The organism is Candidatus Methylopumilus rimovensis (assembly GCF_006364615.1).
In the GTDB taxonomy this organism is placed as follows: domain Bacteria; phylum Pseudomonadota; class Gammaproteobacteria; order Burkholderiales; family Methylophilaceae; genus Methylopumilus; species Methylopumilus rimovensis.
This window is the reverse complement of record NZ_CP040986.1, coordinates 895,865-913,322: the sequence shown is the minus strand read 5'-3', so window position 1 is coordinate 913,322 and position 17,458 is coordinate 895,865. Positions and strand designations below refer to the sequence as shown.

22 protein-coding genes and 4 tRNA genes are annotated in these 17,458 nt (G+C 36.6%); 18 read left to right on the top strand and 8 right to left on the bottom strand.

Translation table 11 applies throughout. From position 1 onward, the window contains the following. The 3 genes from FIT61_RS04665 (at position 1) to FIT61_RS04655 (ending at position 2,506) form a co-directional block, all read left to right on the top strand. Positions 1 to 699, top strand: coding sequence for a queuosine precursor transporter (locus tag FIT61_RS04665; RefSeq protein ID WP_139883943.1), 699 nt, complete (start codon positions 1 to 3; stop codon positions 697 to 699). Between the two features lie 21 nt (positions 700 to 720). Next, a complete protein-coding gene (gene nagZ, locus FIT61_RS04660; protein WP_139883547.1) occupies positions 721 to 1,740 on the top strand; it encodes a beta-N-acetylhexosaminidase in 1,020 nt (339 codons plus the stop codon). Between the two features lie 82 nt (positions 1,741 to 1,822). Next, the gene (locus FIT61_RS04655) at positions 1,823 to 2,506 is read left to right on the top strand and encodes a Bax inhibitor-1 family protein (RefSeq protein ID WP_139883546.1); all 684 of its coding nucleotides are present in this window, start codon (positions 1,823 to 1,825) and stop codon (positions 2,504 to 2,506) included. A 32-nt stretch (positions 2,507 to 2,538) separates the two neighbouring features. Here the strand turns inward: FIT61_RS04655 and tadA are convergent, their stop codons facing one another. After that, positions 2,539 to 3,000: a tRNA adenosine(34) deaminase TadA gene (gene tadA / locus FIT61_RS04650; protein WP_187351781.1), complete on the bottom strand. Its 462-nt coding sequence runs from the start codon at positions 2,998 to 3,000 to the stop codon at positions 2,539 to 2,541. 8 nt (positions 3,001 to 3,008) lie between these two features. After that, a complete protein-coding gene (locus tag FIT61_RS04645) occupies positions 3,009 to 3,476 on the bottom strand; it encodes a phosphate-starvation-inducible PsiE family protein (protein WP_139874062.1) in 468 nt (155 codons plus the stop codon). Between the two features lie 85 nt (positions 3,477 to 3,561). Here FIT61_RS04645 and FIT61_RS04640 point away from each other — a divergent pair, with 85 nt between their 5' ends. Together FIT61_RS04640 and FIT61_RS04635 are read left to right on the top strand one after the other, a co-directional pair. Further along, a complete protein-coding gene (locus FIT61_RS04640) occupies positions 3,562 to 4,149 on the top strand; it encodes a nitroreductase family protein (RefSeq protein WP_139883544.1) in 588 nt (195 codons plus the stop codon). Between the two features lie 39 nt (positions 4,150 to 4,188). Then, on the top strand, positions 4,189 to 4,578 hold the full coding sequence (locus FIT61_RS04635) for a thioredoxin family protein (RefSeq protein WP_139873626.1): 390 nt from the start codon (positions 4,189 to 4,191) through the stop codon (positions 4,576 to 4,578). Here the strand turns inward: FIT61_RS04635 and FIT61_RS04630 are convergent. From FIT61_RS04630 to FIT61_RS04605, 6 genes are read right to left on the bottom strand one after another with little or no spacing between them, the layout of a single operon-like run. Further along, entirely contained in the window at positions 4,556 to 5,521 is a 966-nt protein-coding gene (locus FIT61_RS04630; protein WP_139873625.1) for a peptidoglycan DD-metalloendopeptidase family protein, read from the bottom strand. The two genes, FIT61_RS04635 and FIT61_RS04630, sit on opposite strands and share 23 nt — an antisense overlap. Next, positions 5,518 to 6,267: a 5'/3'-nucleotidase SurE gene (surE, locus tag FIT61_RS04625; protein WP_139873624.1), complete on the bottom strand. Its 750-nt coding sequence runs from the start codon at positions 6,265 to 6,267 to the stop codon at positions 5,518 to 5,520. Before surE ends, FIT61_RS04630 begins: the two co-directional genes overlap by 4 nt. A 1-nt stretch (position 6,268) precedes the next feature. Continuing rightward, positions 6,269 to 6,604, bottom strand: a complete 336-nt coding sequence (locus FIT61_RS04620) for a DUF2069 domain-containing protein (RefSeq protein WP_139873623.1) — start codon at positions 6,602 to 6,604, stop codon at positions 6,269 to 6,271. Further along, positions 6,601 to 7,194, bottom strand: a complete 594-nt coding sequence (wrbA, locus tag FIT61_RS04615) for an NAD(P)H:quinone oxidoreductase (RefSeq protein WP_139873622.1) — start codon at positions 7,192 to 7,194, stop codon at positions 6,601 to 6,603. Before wrbA ends, FIT61_RS04620 begins: the two co-directional genes overlap by 4 nt. After that, a complete protein-coding gene (purB, locus tag FIT61_RS04610) occupies positions 7,194 to 8,564 on the bottom strand; it encodes an adenylosuccinate lyase (RefSeq protein WP_139883542.1) in 1,371 nt (456 codons plus the stop codon). The genes wrbA and purB overlap by 1 nt, the downstream gene beginning before the upstream one ends. A gap of 31 nt (positions 8,565 to 8,595) precedes the next feature. After that, on the bottom strand, positions 8,596 to 9,435 hold the full coding sequence (locus FIT61_RS04605; protein ID WP_139883541.1) for a 23S rRNA (adenine(2030)-N(6))-methyltransferase RlmJ: 840 nt from the start codon (positions 9,433 to 9,435) through the stop codon (positions 8,596 to 8,598). A gap of 75 nt (positions 9,436 to 9,510) precedes the next feature. Here FIT61_RS04605 and FIT61_RS04600 point away from each other — a divergent pair, with 75 nt between their 5' ends. From FIT61_RS04600 to FIT61_RS04540, 13 genes are all read left to right on the top strand, one after another. Beyond that, positions 9,511 to 10,143: a uracil-DNA glycosylase gene (locus FIT61_RS04600; protein ID WP_139883539.1), complete on the top strand. Its 633-nt coding sequence runs from the start codon at positions 9,511 to 9,513 to the stop codon at positions 10,141 to 10,143. Between the two features lie 2 nt (positions 10,144 to 10,145). After that, positions 10,146 to 10,325: a tautomerase family protein gene (locus tag FIT61_RS04595; RefSeq protein WP_139867296.1), complete on the top strand. Its 180-nt coding sequence runs from the start codon at positions 10,146 to 10,148 to the stop codon at positions 10,323 to 10,325. 4 nt (positions 10,326 to 10,329) lie between these two features. Then, on the top strand, positions 10,330 to 12,126 hold the full coding sequence (gene uvrC / locus FIT61_RS04590; RefSeq protein ID WP_139873618.1) for an excinuclease ABC subunit UvrC: 1,797 nt from the start codon (positions 10,330 to 10,332) through the stop codon (positions 12,124 to 12,126). Positions 12,127 to 12,139: 13 nt separating this feature from the next. Further along, positions 12,140 to 12,718: a CDP-diacylglycerol--glycerol-3-phosphate 3-phosphatidyltransferase gene (gene pgsA / locus FIT61_RS04585; protein ID WP_139873617.1), complete on the top strand. Its 579-nt coding sequence runs from the start codon at positions 12,140 to 12,142 to the stop codon at positions 12,716 to 12,718. Between the two features lie 68 nt (positions 12,719 to 12,786). Continuing rightward, positions 12,787 to 12,862: transfer RNA gene (locus tag FIT61_RS04580), tRNA-Gly, on the top strand. 55 nt (positions 12,863 to 12,917) lie between these two features. After that, positions 12,918 to 12,991, top strand: a tRNA-Cys gene (locus FIT61_RS04575). A 68-nt stretch (positions 12,992 to 13,059) separates the two neighbouring features. After that, positions 13,060 to 13,146: transfer RNA gene (locus FIT61_RS04570), tRNA-Leu, on the top strand. A gap of 22 nt (positions 13,147 to 13,168) precedes the next feature. Next, on the top strand, positions 13,169 to 14,092 hold the full coding sequence (locus FIT61_RS04565) for a hypothetical protein (protein WP_139883537.1): 924 nt from the start codon (positions 13,169 to 13,171) through the stop codon (positions 14,090 to 14,092). Further along, the gene (gene recJ / locus FIT61_RS04560) at positions 14,082 to 15,764 is read left to right on the top strand and encodes a single-stranded-DNA-specific exonuclease RecJ (protein ID WP_139883535.1); all 1,683 of its coding nucleotides are present in this window, start codon (positions 14,082 to 14,084) and stop codon (positions 15,762 to 15,764) included. The genes FIT61_RS04565 and recJ overlap by 11 nt, the downstream gene beginning before the upstream one ends. Before the next feature lie 69 nt (positions 15,765 to 15,833). Then, a complete protein-coding gene (tpiA, locus tag FIT61_RS04555) occupies positions 15,834 to 16,586 on the top strand; it encodes a triose-phosphate isomerase (RefSeq protein WP_139873614.1) in 753 nt (250 codons plus the stop codon). 18 nt (positions 16,587 to 16,604) lie between these two features. Then, positions 16,605 to 16,955, top strand: a complete 351-nt coding sequence (gene secG, locus FIT61_RS04550) for a preprotein translocase subunit SecG (protein WP_139883533.1) — start codon at positions 16,605 to 16,607, stop codon at positions 16,953 to 16,955. A 19-nt stretch (positions 16,956 to 16,974) separates the two neighbouring features. Next, positions 16,975 to 17,059 (top strand) — tRNA-Leu (locus FIT61_RS04545). Between the two features lie 39 nt (positions 17,060 to 17,098). Next, on the top strand, positions 17,099 to 17,455 hold the full coding sequence (locus FIT61_RS04540) for an NADH-quinone oxidoreductase subunit A (RefSeq protein ID WP_139873612.1): 357 nt from the start codon (positions 17,099 to 17,101) through the stop codon (positions 17,453 to 17,455). Positions 17,456 to 17,458 lie beyond the last annotated feature (3 nt).

The following is a 17,458-nucleotide window of genomic DNA, read 5'->3' as shown; positions in this document are numbered from 1 at the left end:
ATGAATAAAAATCAATATCGATATTACGATCTAGTCATGGCAGCATTTGTGACGGTATTGATTACATCTAATTTGATTGGGCCTGCAAAAATTTCCCAAGTAGACGTTCCATTCTTTGGCGTCCTGACTTTTGGCGCTGGCGTTTTATTTTTTCCCATTTCTTTTATTTTCGGGGATATCTTAACTGAAGTTTATGGTTATGCGGCATCGAGAAGAGTGATATGGGCAGGATTTGCTGCACTTGCTTTTGCATCTTTTATGGCTTGGATGATTGTGGCATTACCACCCGCACCCTATTGGCATAATCAAGATGCTTATGAAGTTGCTTTTGGTTCAGCTTGGAGAGTTTCTTTAGCGAGCTTAATTGCTTTTGCAGCAGGTGAGTTTGCGAATTCTTTTGTATTAGCAAAAATGAAAATCATGACGAAGGGTAAATATTTATGGAGTCGCACGATTGGCTCAACTATTGCAGGTGAGGCGATCGATTCTATTTTGTTCTATCCATTAGCCTTCTATAACAGCGGTGTGATTCCAAATGACAAATTGATTCTTGTTGTTATGGCACAATTTTTTGCTAAAACATTAATCGAAGTATTATTTACACCAGTCATTTACAAAATTATTGCTTTTCTTAAAAAGAAAGAAAATATAGATTATTTTGATACGCGCACTAATTTCAATCCTTTTATTTTTAAATAATATGAATAAGATCGATTCTATATGACGATCGGCCCGTTAATGATTGATGTGGAAGGTCTTGCTTTGCAAGATGAGGAGACCAAAAGAATCATGCATCCGATGGTGGGCGGACTTATATTATTTACAAGAAATTACAAAGATACCGTTCAATTAAAAACTTTAACGGATGCGATTAGAAAAATAAGAGGCCATGACTTTTTAATTGCTGTAGATCATGAAGGCGGGCGTGTGCAGAGATTTAGAGAGGGCTTTACGACTATTCCTGCTATGAGAAAGTTAGGAGAAGTTTGGGATAAGGACCCTAAAAGAGCTAATCACTTAGCTTTTTTAATTGGCCAAATTATTGCTACTGAATTAAGAGTGTTTGATATCGACTTTAGTTTTACACCAGTTTTAGATATTGATTACAACGAAAGTACCGTGATTCGAGATAGAGCTTTTCATAATGATATTGAAGCGATCAAGGCTTTGGCATCGAGTATTTTGGAGGGCTTAAAAGAGGGTGGTATGCGCGGGGTTGGAAAACACTTTCCAGGACATGGATATATTAAAGCTGATTCACATTTAAGTGTTTCTGAAGATGAAAGAACATTTGATGAGATTGCTTCTAAAGATATGAGTATTTTTATCTCATTGATCAAGCACGGATTAAATGCAGTTATGCCATCCCACGTCCTTTATTCTGCGGTAGATAAACATCCCGCAGGATTTTCAAGTTTCTGGCTTAAAGATCAATTAAGAGAAAAGTTTCATTTTAAAGGCGCTATTTTTAGTGATGATATGAGCATGAAAGGTGCCATACTTGGCGGTGAAATGAAAGATAGGATTTTAAAGGCCCTCGAAGCCGGATGCGATATGGTCTTGTTATGTAACAGCCCCCAGCTGGTTGATGAGGTCTTACTTCATTTAGATTGGAAAATGTCATCCGAGAACATTTCAAGACTTCTTTCAATGAAAGGCACTAAAGAACCTGCTGATGCCTTAAAAATGATCCAAGAAAAAGGTTTCAAAGAGATGACAAGTCAAATTATGGCTATGTAAAATAATGCAAATGAATGTTGAAACTATTTAGTAGGTTATATAATCTAAACAAAGTATTAAAAACTTCTTAAAGAGGAAAAATATGGAAAATGTAAGAATTGAAAGTCAGTCGCAATCAACACTAGCGACAAATAAAGTACTAAGAAATACTTATGCTTTACTTGGTTTATCCCTCATTCCAACAACAATTGGCGCATACATAGGCATGAGCATGAACTTTTTATTTGCTCAACAACATCCTATTATGTTTGCCATTATGCTTATGGCCGGTATTTTTGGTTTATTTTTTGCTATTCAAGCAAATCGTAATAATAGCCTAGGCGTTGTTTTGCTATTAGCGCTTACTTTGTTCTTAGGTGTGATGTTAGGCCCAATTCTGCAAGTAGCTTTTAATCTAAGTAATGGTGCTCAAATCGTTGGTCTTGCTGCAGGCGGCACAGCAGCTATATTTTTAACTCTAGCGACGATCGCAACCACCACTAAAAAAGATTTTAGCTTTATGGGAAAATTTTTGATGATTGGCATCATTCTTCTTATCTTAGCTTCTCTGGCTAATTTATTTTTCCAAGTGCCTGCGATGGCTTTAGCTTTATCTGGTGTTGCAGTTTTATTATTTTCTGGATTCATTCTTTATGACGTAAGTCGTATTGTGAATGGCGGAGAAACAAACTACATCATGGCAACTTTGGCGCTTTATATGAATATCTATAACTTGTTTGTTAATTTACTTCAATTGTTAATGGCTATTTTAGGCAATAGAGACTAATCGTTTGATTGAAAGAAAGAAGCCGTAGTTTTCTACGGCTTTTTTCTTTTTGAAAGAAAGAAATCTTTTAGTATTTGACCACATTCTTTTTCTAAGATACCACCCAAAGCTTCTGCATGATGGTTAATTTCTTTAACGCTTATTAAATCAATCATGCTTCCACAAGCGCCAGTTTTTGGATCAGGAGCACCATAGATAATTTTCTCAATACGAGCGTGTTGAATAGCTCCAACGCACATAGCGCAAGGCTCCAATGTCACGTAAATCGTGCAATCTTTTAACCTATAATTTTTGATAGCCTTAGCAGCTTCTCTGATGGCATTTATTTCAGCGTGTGAAGTAGGGTCATAATCACTAATAGATGTATTCATACCTCGACCGATTATTTTGCCATCCCGAACAACTAGAGCGCCGACAGGTACTTCATTTTTTAACTCAGCTTTTTTTGCTAGCTCTAGAGCTAGCTTCATAAACTTAAGATCTTCATCTGTCATGAAGTGGTTTATTTTCTTTTGGGATCAGAAATTGTCGTTTTAAAACGGAGCACTAAAATATAGAGTAAGCCAATTAAAAATGCACCTCCAACCCAAATACCGACCTCTTCAAATGTTGGTGTTGAATCTTGAACGGGAAGCACAATGAGCTTTCTTAGGAAAAGAACCATCACAACTTCAATAAAGGTTTCAACTTCTAATTTACTTCCATTGAGGTAGCGCATTTCGGCAGAAATAAGGGCCGATATCGACCAAAGAAGCATTAAAGTGCCTAGCGCATGAATAAAGCCATGAATTAGATTGTGGGCATTCGCTGCAGCATTGATTTCATTAAAGAAAAGCCAAGTGAACATAATAATGGACGTCGCTAAGGCAAGGCCAATAATAATATGGGCGAAGCCATTTAAATAAAGCATTGCTTTAATAGCAAATCGATTAATGCCTTTGAATTCGGAAGGAAGTTCAGTTTGAATCATCATGGAATCCTTATTATTTAATTTGAACGAAGTGAAAACTATCTTTATTATAGAGACAACTTTAAATATAAAGATAGCTCCCTTAATGAAAAAACCAGCCATTACTGAACAACCTATTCATTCAATTCTAAGTGATAGATGGAGCTCTAGGGCTTACGATCCCGATCAGTTGGTCTCCCAAGAATCGTTTTTATCTCTTATGGAGGCTGCAAGATGGAGTCCTTCCTGTATGGGAGATCAGCCTTGGCAATTTATTGTATTCCATAAGAAAGATGCGACTTTCTGGACGCAAGCCCTTAATTGCTTATCTGTAGGTAATCAAAATTGGGCTATGGATGCATCCATTTTAATTTTGGCATGCGCCCGTCAAAGCTTCTCGAGTAATGAAAAACCTAATCGATGGAACCAGTATGATACGGGAGCTGCTTGTGAAAATATCTGTCTTCAGGCTACAAGCATAGGGTTAGTGGCTCATCAAATGGGCGGATTTGACGTTGAAAAAACTAGACAATTATTTCAAATTCCAAGCCAGTATGATTTAATGTCTTTTATAGCGATTGGTTATCCGCTCGCTATAGAGAAAATTAGTGCTGAAGCGCTAGTTAAAGAAAAAGAAGCTAGAAAGCGTAAGCCCTTAAGAGAGATTTTTTATACCAATCAATGGGGTGAGTAGTCGTTATAGTTTTTTAACCAAACACAACTGGGATATAAGATGGCAACAGTCAAGCTTACAAAAAAGAACTTTAAAAAAACAATCGAAGAAAATGATTTTGTGATTGTTGATTTTTGGGCCCCTTGGTGTGAGCCTTGTGTTGAATTTACCCCTCTATTTGAGGCAGCTTCGGACAAAAATAAAGATATTATATTTGGTATGGTAGATATCGAAGCTGATCCAGAAATTGGTGAGTATTTCCAGGTTGATAAAATTCCAGGCCTTTTGATCATCAGAGAGCAGGCTGGTATTCATACTCAAATCGGTCAAATTGGGGCATCAGCGCTTGATGAAATTATTACGTGGGCGAGAGACCACGATATGTCAACTGTAAGAGATTATTACGAGAGAGAAGCCAAAGGGGAAATTAAGGTTGCCCGAGAAAAGTAGTCGGATCGACTGATTGACCTTGTTTTCTAATTTCAAAGTGTAGTTTCACTTTATCTGTTCCAGAATCCCCCATTGTTGCAATTTTTTGACCCTTTACAATCGCCTGACCTTCTTTAACGAGAAGTTCTTTGTTATGGGCATAGACAGACAAGTAAGAATTATTGTGTTTTATGATGACAAGTTTGCCATATCCCTTAAGATCTTCACCGCTATAAATGACTTTGCCCGGCCCAGCCGCTTTAATATCCTGACCGAGCGCTCCTAAAATATCGATTCCTTTTTGTCCTTGTGCTTCATTAAAAAGATTTTCTAATTTGCCTTTGGTAGGCCATTGCCAATCCACTTTATCTTCTAAAAAAATAGACGCACTTTCTTTGAGTGTTGCGGGCGAAGTATTATTAGTTGTTTGTGTTTGAGCTGTAACTACCTTTCGGTTATATGCTTCCTCTGTATATTTCTCTCTATAAGCTTTTGGATTGTCTAAATGCGCAACACCCGCTGATACTGGTTTTGTTTGAGGTTGAGCCTCTGTATTTGCAATAGCTTCTTCATTATTTTTTAATGGTGAAGTCACAACCTCTTCATTTTTTTTAATTTCATTCGAAGTTGTAACGGGATTGTTTGTTTTAACTTGGTCAAATTTTATTTTGTCACCTACTTTAATAGCATAGGGCTCTTTAATATCATTTGCTTGAGCGACTTCTTTGTAATAGAAGCCACAATCAAGACTTAAGCTATAAAGCGTATCACCTGGTTTGACGATATAAGTATCAGGACATGGTTGACTAGAGTCTCTTTTCACTCTCGCGACAGGTTTTTTTTGCAATACTGTGGATTTCTCAGTAGCTATTCTTTTTTCAGTCACTGGCGCAGGTGCATTAGATGCACAGCCAGCAATTAAAGAAGCTAGCGCCAAGTAAATAATAAAAAAATTCAATCTCATTTAAAGTTATTCATCCATGTTTTTAAATCATTAATTTGATTATGTCTTGTAAGATCTGCATGAATAGGAGATACAGATACAAAACCATGACCCACTGAATAAAAATCAGTACCTTCCCCACCGTCGTTTGGAAGACCTGCAGCACCAACCCAATATAAAATATTGCCATCAGTATCTTCTGTTTTATTCACGGGTTCTGCTTTATGTCTTTTTCCAAGTCTTGTGATGTGTATGCCTTGAATTTTTTCTAAAGGGATGTCGGGGACATTAATATTTAATAGCATCGCATCTTGAGGTTTATTTTTTTGGTAATGCAAAATCAGATCAACTGTAATAGATGCAGCAGTTTCAAAATGTGTTGCTTCATGCTGTGACATTGATATAGCAAAAGAAGGGATATCTAATAAATAACCTTCCATCGCTGCTGCGACTGTGCCAGAGTAGATTGTGTCGTCACCCATATTGGCACCATTATTAATACCCGAGATCACCATATCTGGCATCTTGTCTAATAATCCTGTTAAGGCTAAATGCACGCAATCCGTAGGCGTGCCATTGATATGATAATAATCTTTTTCAACTTCTGTCACTTTAAGAGGGCGGTCAAGCGAGAGGGAGTTACTTGCGCCGCTCCTATTGCGATCAGGCGCGACAATTGTGACGTGCGCGATTTTTTTTAAATAGCTTGCAAGTATTTTAATGCCTGGCGCATCATAACCATCATCATTAGATAAAAGAATATTCATATTACGGACGATTAGCTTTCACGTAAAACGCTACACATAAAAAAAATACAATACTTAAAAAAACTTCAAGAAGTGCTATTTTAGATGATAGACCTTGATCAGAATAGGACCTCACAACGCCCTCAATAAAATAAATTAAAATCAGCATACCTGACCATTTGTAAGTATAAATTTTCCCTTTAAGAATACCCATCAGCGAGATAAGTAGCGGTATGATTTTAAGAACTAACCATGAGCTCTGATTTTTAAAGGGCGCTAAAAATAATTCCCAAGAGCATAAAAGAAAAATAAGGCAGATTAAGCTAACAGAAGCTCCTAATTGGAGATAATTTTTCATGCTGAAAGTTTGAGTGCGGTTTCGGCTAATCTTTTTCCCATCGCAAGACATATTTTTTTTTCATCTTCAGATATAGGTGCTTTATTTGATTCTCCCGCTACGTGGGATGGTCCGTAAGGCGTGCCACCAGTTTTGGTGCTACTTAATTCCGGCACTGAATATGGGACACCCACAATTACCATACCTAAATGAAATAATGGAAGTTGCATACTAAGCAGAGTTGATTCATTACCGCCATGGTGAGAACCTGATGATGTAAATACACAAGCAGGCTTACCAATAAGATTTCCATTTAACCATAAAGGTATAGTGCTATCGATAAAATATTTAAGAGGTGCTGCCATATTGCCAAATCTTGTGGGGCTTCCCAAAGCAAGCCCAATACACTCCTCGAGGTCTTTGTGTTCAACATAAGGAGGACCCTCGCTAGGAATATTGTCTTCTAATGTCTGAATGGTAGACGTGATTTTTGGGACAGTTCGAATTCTAGCTTTTACACCAGAAATAGACTCAATACCTCTCGCAATAAATGCGGCCATTTCTCCGACAGCACCTCCATGAGAGTAGTAAAGAACTAAAACTTCTTTCATTAGATTTTTTTTGCTAACTGAATGGCGTCGCCGATATAAGTTGCCGGCGTTAATTGAAGTAGTTGATTTTTAGCATCTTGAGGAATTTCAAGTTGCTGAATAAACTCTTGTATCACTTCTTTGGATATATGGTCGTTGCCGCGCGTTAATTCTTTTAGTTTCTCGTATGGATTTGCGATGCCATACCTTCTCATGACTGTTTGAATAGGCTCGGCTAAAACTTCCCAAGCATGATCCAGATCACCAGATAATTTTTTTGCATTAATTTCTAATTTATTAAGACCTTTGAGACAAGATTCAATTGCAAGCGATGTATATCCAAAACCTAAACCAATATTTCGAATGACCGTTGAATCTGTCAAGTCTCTTTGCCATCTCGAGATAGGAAGTTTTTCTGAGAAATGACTTAATAAGGCATTTGCAATACCAAGGTTACCTTCTGAATTTTCAAAATCGATGGGGTTTACTTTGTGTGGCATAGTAGATGAGCCCACTTCATTTTCTTTTAGCTTTTGTTTGAAATATCCGAGTGATATATAGCCCCAAATATCGCGATTAAGATCGATGAGAATCGTATTCATTCTTATCATATTTTGAAAGAGCTCTGCCATGTAATCGTGAGGCTCAATCTGCGTTGTATAAGGATTAAAAGTTAGCTTAAGTGATTGTACAAATGTTTTTGAAAAAGCTTGCCAATCAAAATCAGGATAGGTTGTTATATGCGCATTGAAGTTACCTACGGCACCATTAATTTTTCCTAGAATTTCTTGTGCTTTAAATTGATTAATTTGTCTTTCTAATCTATAGGCCACATTGGCAATTTCTTTACCCATTGTAGTTGGGCTCGCAGCTTGTCCATGTGTTCTTGCTAACATAGCGTGCGCACTTAAGTCGTGTGCGAGATCCTTTAATTTCTTAATGAGACTTTCAAAGTGAGGTGTTAAGACATCTTCTTTCGCATGCTTAATCATTAGCGCATGTGACAAATTATTTATATCTTCGGAAGTACATGCAAAATGAATGAATTCTGAAATATTTTTTATTTCTTGGTTGTCTTTAAATTTATTTTTTAACCAATATTCAACTGCCTTCACATCATGATTTGTTGTTTCTTCAATTTTTTTAATTTCAGCGGCGTCAGCTTCGCTAAAAGATTGGATAGTTTTTTGAAGTGACTCTCTGGTAGATTTGCTTAGTTCAGAAACTTCTTTAATCGCTTTTTCGTTTGACAATGAAATGAGCCAATTAATTTCAACTTCAACACGAAATTTAATGAGAGCAAACTCACTAAAGTACTGACGCAAATTATCTACTTTTTTAGCGTATCTTCCATCGAGCGGAGACAGGGCATTGAGCGTTGATAATTCCATGTAGAAATCCTATGAGATATATAGTGTTATTTTAACTCGTTTTTGCTTCAATTTCATAGGAACCGTGGCCGTTAAGCCCTAATTGCTCGCTTAAGTAGGGCATGATTTCTTCTAATTGTTCTTTCAGTTTCCACGGCGGATTAATAATAAAAAGATAGCTACCAAACATACCAACATCATCAGCAGGTTTAGCAATCGAAAGACTTACATAAAGCCATTCTTTAGCATTTAATTTTTGAAGTTGTTTAAGCATAGCTAAAGGTTCACTTCTATCAATCAAAGGGCACCAACACATATAAATCCCTGTTTCAAAACGCTTCAAACTATCTTTTAGAGAGTCCACTACTTTAAGGTAATCATTTTTAATTTCATAAGACGGGTCGGTTAAGATAAGTGCTCTTTTTGGAGGTGGCGGAATGAGCGCTTTTAGCCCCTGAAAGCCATCTTCACCATAGATTTTAGTATTTTGTTTTTTGCCTAAAGTATGAAGTAATGCAGTTAAATCAGTCGGGTGTAATTCAAAGAGTCTGATTTTATCTTCATGGGATAGAATTTGGCTCGCAATCCAAGGAGAACCGGGGTATTGTTTTAATTGATCACCGCCATTGAGATTCCGGATAATTTCAATATATTTTGCTAAAGCCAATGGCTTTTTTTTGTCATGAAAAATCTTATCTATGCCATCTAGGTGCTCAGATGTTTTGTTGGAAAATTCACTTTCAAGCGAATACTTACCTGCACCTGCATGCGTATCAATAAACCAATAGGGTTTATTTTTTTGTTTGAGGTAATCTAAGACCAGTGTTAGTACAATATGTTTTAACACATCAGCATGATTACCTGCGTGAAAGCCGTGTCGATAACTAAGCATGGATAGAGGTCATGATGAACATGGACTATTATAGAGTTTATAAATAAAATACGTGAATTCTCACGATATAAAATAATGACACAATATAAAGAAGACTGTAGAGAATGTCCTCGGCTTGCTACATTTTTAGATCAAGTTAAATTAGAGCAACCCAGTTATTTTTGTAAGCCAGTGCCGCCATTTGGCGACACATCAATTCGTTTATTGATTGTGGGTTTAGCCCCTGGCATGCATGGAGCGAATAAAACAGGTAGGCCTTTTACGGGTGATTATGCAGGGATTCTTTTATATAAAGCATTATTTCACTTTGGGTTTTCAAATCAACAAGAGTCAACTTCAGCAGATGACACATTAAGACTTATTGGTTGCAGAATTACAAATGCAGTGAAATGTTTACCTCCGCAAAATAAACCTGAACCTAAAGAAATAAAACAATGTAATCACTATTTAAAATCAGAATTAACTTCACTCCAACCACATACATTAGTATTGGCTCTAGGAAGTATTGCGCATCAATCAGTTCTATCGGCCTTTGAATTAAAAAAATCTGACTATTTATTTTCACATGGCGCTCGTCATGCTTTACCTAATCAACTAGTTTTGTATGATAGCTATCATTGCAGTCGATACAATACCCAGACAAAAAGACTTACCGATGAAATGTTTTTTAGTGTTTTTCAATCAATCAAAAAAGAAATGGAGAGTTAAATATGCCTTATATAAATATTAAATTAGCAGGAACATTAAACCGCGATCAAAAAGAAACGATTGCGAAAGAAATCACGACACTTATGGAAAAAGTAGCCCACAAGCCGGCATCTTACACATACATTGTGTTTGATGAAGTTAAGGGCGAAGATTGGTCTGTAGGAGGCAGTTTGTTAGGCTAATTAAATGGACATTAAACCCTTTTTAAAATCATTACCTAATTTACCTGGCGTATATCGGATGATTAACCAGGCAGGAGAGGTAATCTATGTTGGAAAAGCTAAAGATTTAAAAAAAAGGGTTTCATCATACTTTGTTAAAACTATTGTAAGTCCAAGAACAAAAATGATGGTAGGTCACATTGACCATATTGAAATCACTGTGACACATTCTGAAGCTGAGGCTTTGATCCTAGAAAACAACATGATCAAGTCTCATATGCCCCGCTACAATGTTATTTTTAGAGATGATAAATCTTATCCATATATTGTATTAACAGGTGAAAAATTCCCACGTTTAGCATTTCATCGGGGCACACAAAAAAAAGGGAATCAATATTTTGGACCTTTTCCAAATACCAACGCGGTTAGAGAAAGTATTCAGCTCTTACAAAAAGTTTTTAAATTAAGAACATGCGAAAACTCAGTATTTAAAAATAGATCAAGACCTTGCCTTCAATATCAGATTCATCGATGTACCGCACCATGTGTTGATCTGATTAAGGAAGATGAATATAAAAATGATATTAAACATGCATCACTTTTTTTAGATGGAAAAGATAGTGAAGTCATTAGCCAGCTTACCTATCAAATGAATGAAGCAGCAAGCTCGCATGCATATGAGTATGCAGCTTTATATCGCGATCGTATTCAAAGTTTAAGGCAGGTAAGAACTAAGCAATTTGTAAGTGACTTTAGCGCTAGCGATGCTGACATTATTGCGTGTGTCGAAGAGGCGGGCGAATACTGCCTAAATTTAGTAATGATTCGGGCAGGGAGACATTTAGGCGATAAAAGTTTCTTTCCTAAAAATGCTGCTGATATTGAGACGCAAGATGTTATTGAAACCTTTGTTGCGCAATATTATACAAATCAGACGATACCAAAATTAATTGTTACGCAGCAGCATGTAAATCAATCATTGCTATCTGAATTTTTTAAATTAAATTATGACATCGAAGTTAAAGTGATAAATAAGGCGATTGGCGATAAACGCGTTTGGCTTGCCATGGCACAAAAGAATGCGCAGATTGCTTTAAAACAAAAACTGATGCAATCAGAAACCCAAGAAAATAGAGTGGAAGCACTAAAAGCAATTTTTAATTTATCTGAATCATTTTCAAGAATTGAATGTTTTGATATCAGCCACACCATGGGCGAAGGCACAGTTGCTTCATGTGTGGTCTTTGATAAAGGCAATCTTCAAAATAAAGAGTATAGACGTTTTAATATTGAAGATATTACGCCTGGAGATGATTACGGAGCTATGCGCGAAGTATTAACGCGTCGCTATAAAAAAATTGCAACGGGTGAGGGTATTAAACCCGATCTTATTTTTATAGACGGAGGTAAGGGTCAACTTAATATTGCTATAGAGGTTATTCAAGAATTGGGCCTAAGCGATATTCTGCTCGTAGGTATTGCAAAAGGTGAGGGTAGAAAGCCTGGATTGGAACAACTTTTTGTGGAAGGTAAAGACGAGCCTATCATTGTTAAAAAAGATAATGTTGGATTCCACCTTATACAGCAAATAAGAGATGAAGCGCATCGTTTTGCCATTTCAGGACATAGAGCTAAACGTGCTAAAAAAAGGATAACATCATCCCTAGAAGATATTGAGGGTATTGGCGCACAAAAAAGAAAAAATCTACTCGTCTATTTTGGCGGTATAGAGCGTATTAAAAATGCTAGTATTGAAGAAATTATCATGGTTAATGGCATTGATAAAAAGTTAGCTGAAAAAATTTACGATTACTTTCATTAAGAAATAAATATATATGAAAATTAATGTCCCCAATGCGCTTACTTTTTTTAGGGTAGTTTTGATTCCTTGTTTTGTAGGTATTTATTATCTTCCTCACACACTTATCAATCAGTCTTTAATGAATTGGATCGGCGCTGGTATTTTCTTATTTGCGGCAATCACCGATTGGCTCGATGGATTCTTTGCGCGATATTTAAATCAAGCCTCTAAATTTGGTGCATTTTTTGATCCAGTAGCTGATAAATTGATGGTGGTTGCAGCGCTTCTTGTTTTATTAGAGCTTGATCGGGTGAATGCAATTATTTCTTTGGTTATTATAGGCCGTGAACTTTCTATCAGTTCTTTGCGAGAATGGATGGCAACGATTGGCAAACCGGGTGGTATGGCAGTTATGTTTATAGGTAAACTTAAGACCACAATTCAGATGATTGCCATTTTGATGCTTCTTTACTATGACAATCTATGGTTTATCAATTTAAAGTGGATAGGTAATATATTGATTAATATAGCTGCATTACTCACTGTAATTTCGATGGTTTATTACATCCGTGTGGCTTGGCCTACCTTAAGAAAGAGCATCAAAATAAGGTAAGTCTTAAGAATGGGGCGGACTTTAAATTGACACTAGCCCAAAAAACGCTAAAATACTCGCTTCTTTACGCGGGAATAGCTCAGTTGGTAGAGCGCAACCTTGCCAAGGTTGAGGTCGCGAGTTCGAGACTCGTTTCCCGCTCCAAATCAAAATCGGGGAAGCATCGTCTTCCCCTTTTTAATTTTGGTGATATTGATGTGGCGCGATAGCAAAATGGTTATGCAGCGGCCTGCAAAGCCGTAGACGCCAGTTCGATTCTGGCTCGCGCCTCCACTTATTAGTGCTTAAGTCTATTTAAGAATAATTAGTGATAAAATTCGGTCTTAGTTTTATTTCAAAAGGCCCGGGTGGTGAAATTGGTAGACACAAGAGACTTAAAATCTCTCGCTCGCAAGGGCGTGCCGGTTCGATTCCGGCCCCGGGCACCACATTTTATTATTTCCTTGTAGTTTGAATACAACCCTTCTTTGTAAATTTACTCCTAACCATCATCATCCAATACTTGATCGATTTTTGACGATTGGACAAGTTGAATCTTTAAAATTTTCCTACGAAGAATTTATATGTTATTTGTTAGGTGTAAAACCCAATCCCGATTATCCATTTGCTGCTATGGATTACCAAAAAAATCATAAACATTATTATCTCTATGCAGATCTAGTTTATTTGAGCCTTCAAAGAGATACATTTTTTTTAGAAAAAAAACTAACAGATGATTATACGAAGGATGAGATTGAGAAATTATGTCATGCCCTTAATGAGACATTTGAAGATGAAACTCGCGTATTTGTCTTAAATGATAAAGAACAGTTATTTCTTGAATTAAAAAAAGAGCCTCACATTAAAACGACATCAATTGCTCATATCAAACGCCAGTCGATTGATAAATTTATGCCGCAAGGCGATGAAGCTATGGCATGGCACGCATTTATGAATGAAATTCAAATGTTTCTTTTTGATCATCCGCTTAATCAAGATAGAGTTCAGCGAGGACTTCTTTCTCCTAACAGCATTTGGTTTTCAGGTGGCGGCCTATTGCCTAAGAGTATTCAAAACCCTTATACAACCATTTTTTCTAATAATAATTTTTTAAAAAAAGCGCTCTCTATTGATGCAAAGATTTCCCCAAAAACTTTAGATATATTTCATCAAGACAATATCAACAGCAACACATTTATTGCTTTTGAGGACGATAAAGAGATAGATCGCATTTTAGAAATTATATGGAATAATTTTAAGAAACGAAAAATAAAGCATTTGGATATTTATGTAAGCTATCAAGGAGAGCTCTTACATATTCATAATAGATTTATACAGTTACTTAAGCTATGGAAAAAAACTAATACAGTAGAAAATTATTTTAATGTTCATTAAATCAAAAAAAATTGATCATGCTGCTTTAGATATACTCGTTAATTCAGGGCTAAATCCTCATTTGGCGAAGTTTTATTCAGCGCGTGGTATTAAGCATATTGACGATGCCACGCTTTCTATTGAGAAAATTATTCCACCAGAAGCTTTAACAAATAACACATTAATGGCATCGATCTTAGCAGATGCTATTTTAGAAAAACAAAAAATTCTTATTATTGGTGATTATGATACAGACGGTGCAACCTCGACCGCTGTTGGAGTAAGAGCTCTCAAAATGATGGGTGCTGATGTAGATTATTTGGTACCTAATCGATTTGAATTCGGTTATGGGTTAACACCTGAAATTGTTGATTTAGCGAAAGAAAAAAATCCTAATATTATTATTACCGTCGATAACGGTATTGCAAGTGTTGAAGGTGTAAATCAAGCTAATCAATATGGTATCAATGTCTTAGTCACAGATCATCATCTTCCTGGTGACGTATTACCTCGCGCCAAATGTATTGTGAATCCTAATCAGCATGGTTGTGATTTCCCAAGTAAATATCTATGTGGTGTAGGCGTTATTTTTTATGTGATGTTAGCTTTAAGAGCCGAACTTCGAAAACGAGATTATTTTATGGACCATGCAGAACCTAACTTAATGCAGTTAATTGATCTTGTGGCTTTAGGTACAGTTGCAGATTTAGTGCCGTTAGATCGAAATAATCGTACTTTGGTTGAATATGGTATTCGAAGAATTAGATCAGGTCAGGCTAATCCTGGCATTAGAGCGCTCATGGCATTAACTAAAAAAAATCCATCACAATTTCATACTTCTGATCTTGCTTTTAGTATTGCACCAAGACTCAATGCCGCAGGAAGATTGGACGATATGACCTTGGGTATACAATGTCTTTTATCTGAAAGTTATGAGGATGCGCGTTTTATTGCATCATCACTTGAAACTTTAAATCTCAAAAGAAGATCAATTGAATCTGAAATGAAGGATGGTGCTTCAATTCAACTTCATGACGTGAATTGTGAAGCACAATTTAGCATCGCACTTTATGACCCCACTTGGCATCAGGGAGTGATTGGGATTATTGCTTCTCGCATTAAAGATAAATATCATCGCCCTGTGATTGTGTTTGCTAAATCTGATGAAGGCATACTTAAAGGCTCAGGTCGATCTATTCAATCACTTCATTTAAGAGATGCTCTCGATCTTGTTTCAAAAAAAAATCCAAATATTCTTATTACATTCGGTGGCCATGCTATGGCAGCAGGACTCACTATTAAAGAAACGGATTTTGATCATTTTGTTCAATTATTTGAAGAAACTGTAAAAGGTTTAATTTCATCAGACGATCTTGAATTAACAATTGAAGTAGATGATGCGCTTAATTTTTCAGAGGTCACTTATGAAGATATAGAACATATTAACGCGCAAGTATGGGGACAAGGTTTCCCCCTTCCTATCTTTGAAGGTGAGTTTGAAGTCGTTGAGCAAAAAATCCTTGCAGATAAGCATTTGAAGTTAAATCTTCTCTTACAAAATAAAGTGTTTGAAGCTATTTATTTTAATCATAGCGAACACCTCCCTCGCAAGATAAAAGCGATCTATCAGGTTGATTCTAATGAGTTTAATGGCAATAAAAAAATTCAAATTCAATTAAGAATGCTCTCTTAAAGAGATATCCTTGAATTGCCCATCTAGCGCCAACAAAGTAAAATTCAACAAACTATTTAAGAGAGTGTCATGAGACGTAAAATCGTTGTTGGTAATTGGAAAATGAATGGTTCTTTGGCATCTAACGAATCGCTCCTTAAAGCCTTGGCAGAAAAGATACCTCAGACAATCCCAGTCGACATTGTGGTGTGCGCCCCTTACCCCTACTTATTTCAAACGCAATCCTACCTTAAAAATTCGCCTATTCGCTGGGGCGCTCAGAACGTGGCTAAATTCGAATCTGGCGCTTTCACGGGTGAAGTAAGTGTTTCTATGCTCAAAGAATTTGGTGCAAGTTATGTGATCATTGGTCATTCTGAAAGAAGTACTGCTTACTGTGAATCAGATGAAAATATCGCTACTAAATTTATGATGGTAAAAAAAGCAGGTATGACGCCTATTCTCTGTGTAGGTGAAACTCTGATTGAGCGAGAAGCTGGCATTATGGAAAAAGTTGTTTCTAAACAGCTTGATACTATTATTGAAATGTATGGCGAAGAAATATTTGATGAGACTGTGATTGCTTATGAGCCTGTATGGGCAATTGGCACTAATTTGGCTGCATCTCCTGAGCAAGCTCAAGCGATGCATCAATTTATTCGTGAGAAATTATCTTCAAATACCAAGGTCGTAAAGAGCCTTAAAATCATCTACGGAGGGAGCGTAAACCCTCAAAATGCGTTACAATTATTCTCTATGCCAGACGTAGACGGCGGACTCGTAGGACGAGCTTCTTTAAATGCGAGTGATTTTGAGTCTATTTGTCATTCGGCTGAAATATAAATCAAAGAAAATAGGATTATGGAAAATTTATTAACAATTATTCATGTGATTGCATGTTTAGGTGTCATTGGTTTAGTGCTTATGCAACACGGTAAGGGTGCTGATATGGGGGCAGCCTTTGGAAGCGGCTCTTCAGGAAGTTTGTTTGGCGTAAGCGGCTCATCTAATTTTTTAAGCAGAACAACAGCAATATTTGTTTTAGTCTTTTTTCTAACTAGTATTGCCTTGGCGTTTATCGCAGGTCAAAAATCAGGCACTGGAAGTGTGGTGAAATCAACTGAGTCGTCAGAAGTTCAAAAACCTTCTGAAACTAAAAGTGGTGAAGCTCAGTCGAAGTCATCAAGTGGTGCTCAGAACATCCCAAAATAGAGACTGTTAAATCTATAAAGCCGTCGTGGTGGAATTGGTAGACACGCTATCTTGAGGGGGTAGTGACGAAAGTCGTGAGAGTTCGAGTCTCTCCGACGGCACCAAATTAAGAAAATCATGTAGTATTTTTTTAAGGAATCGTTGTGCTGGAAAATTATTTTCCAATTTTATTATTTATATGTGTAGGACTTGCGGTTGGTGCAGGGCCTCTTCTTATCGGCAGCATTCTCTCACCTAATAAACCTGATAACGAGAAAAATTCCCCCTACGAATGTGGTTTCGAAGCATTTGAAGATGCGCGTATGAAATTTGATGTGCGATATTACCTTGTTGCTATTCTTTTTATTTTATTTGATCTTGAAATAACATTTCTTTTTCCTTGGGCGGTAGTCATTCAAAAAATTGGTATGTTTGGATTTATTGCGATGATGATTTTCTTAGCCATTTTGGTGGTTGGTTTTATTTACGAATGGATGAAAGGTGCCCTTGATTGGGAATAGCGA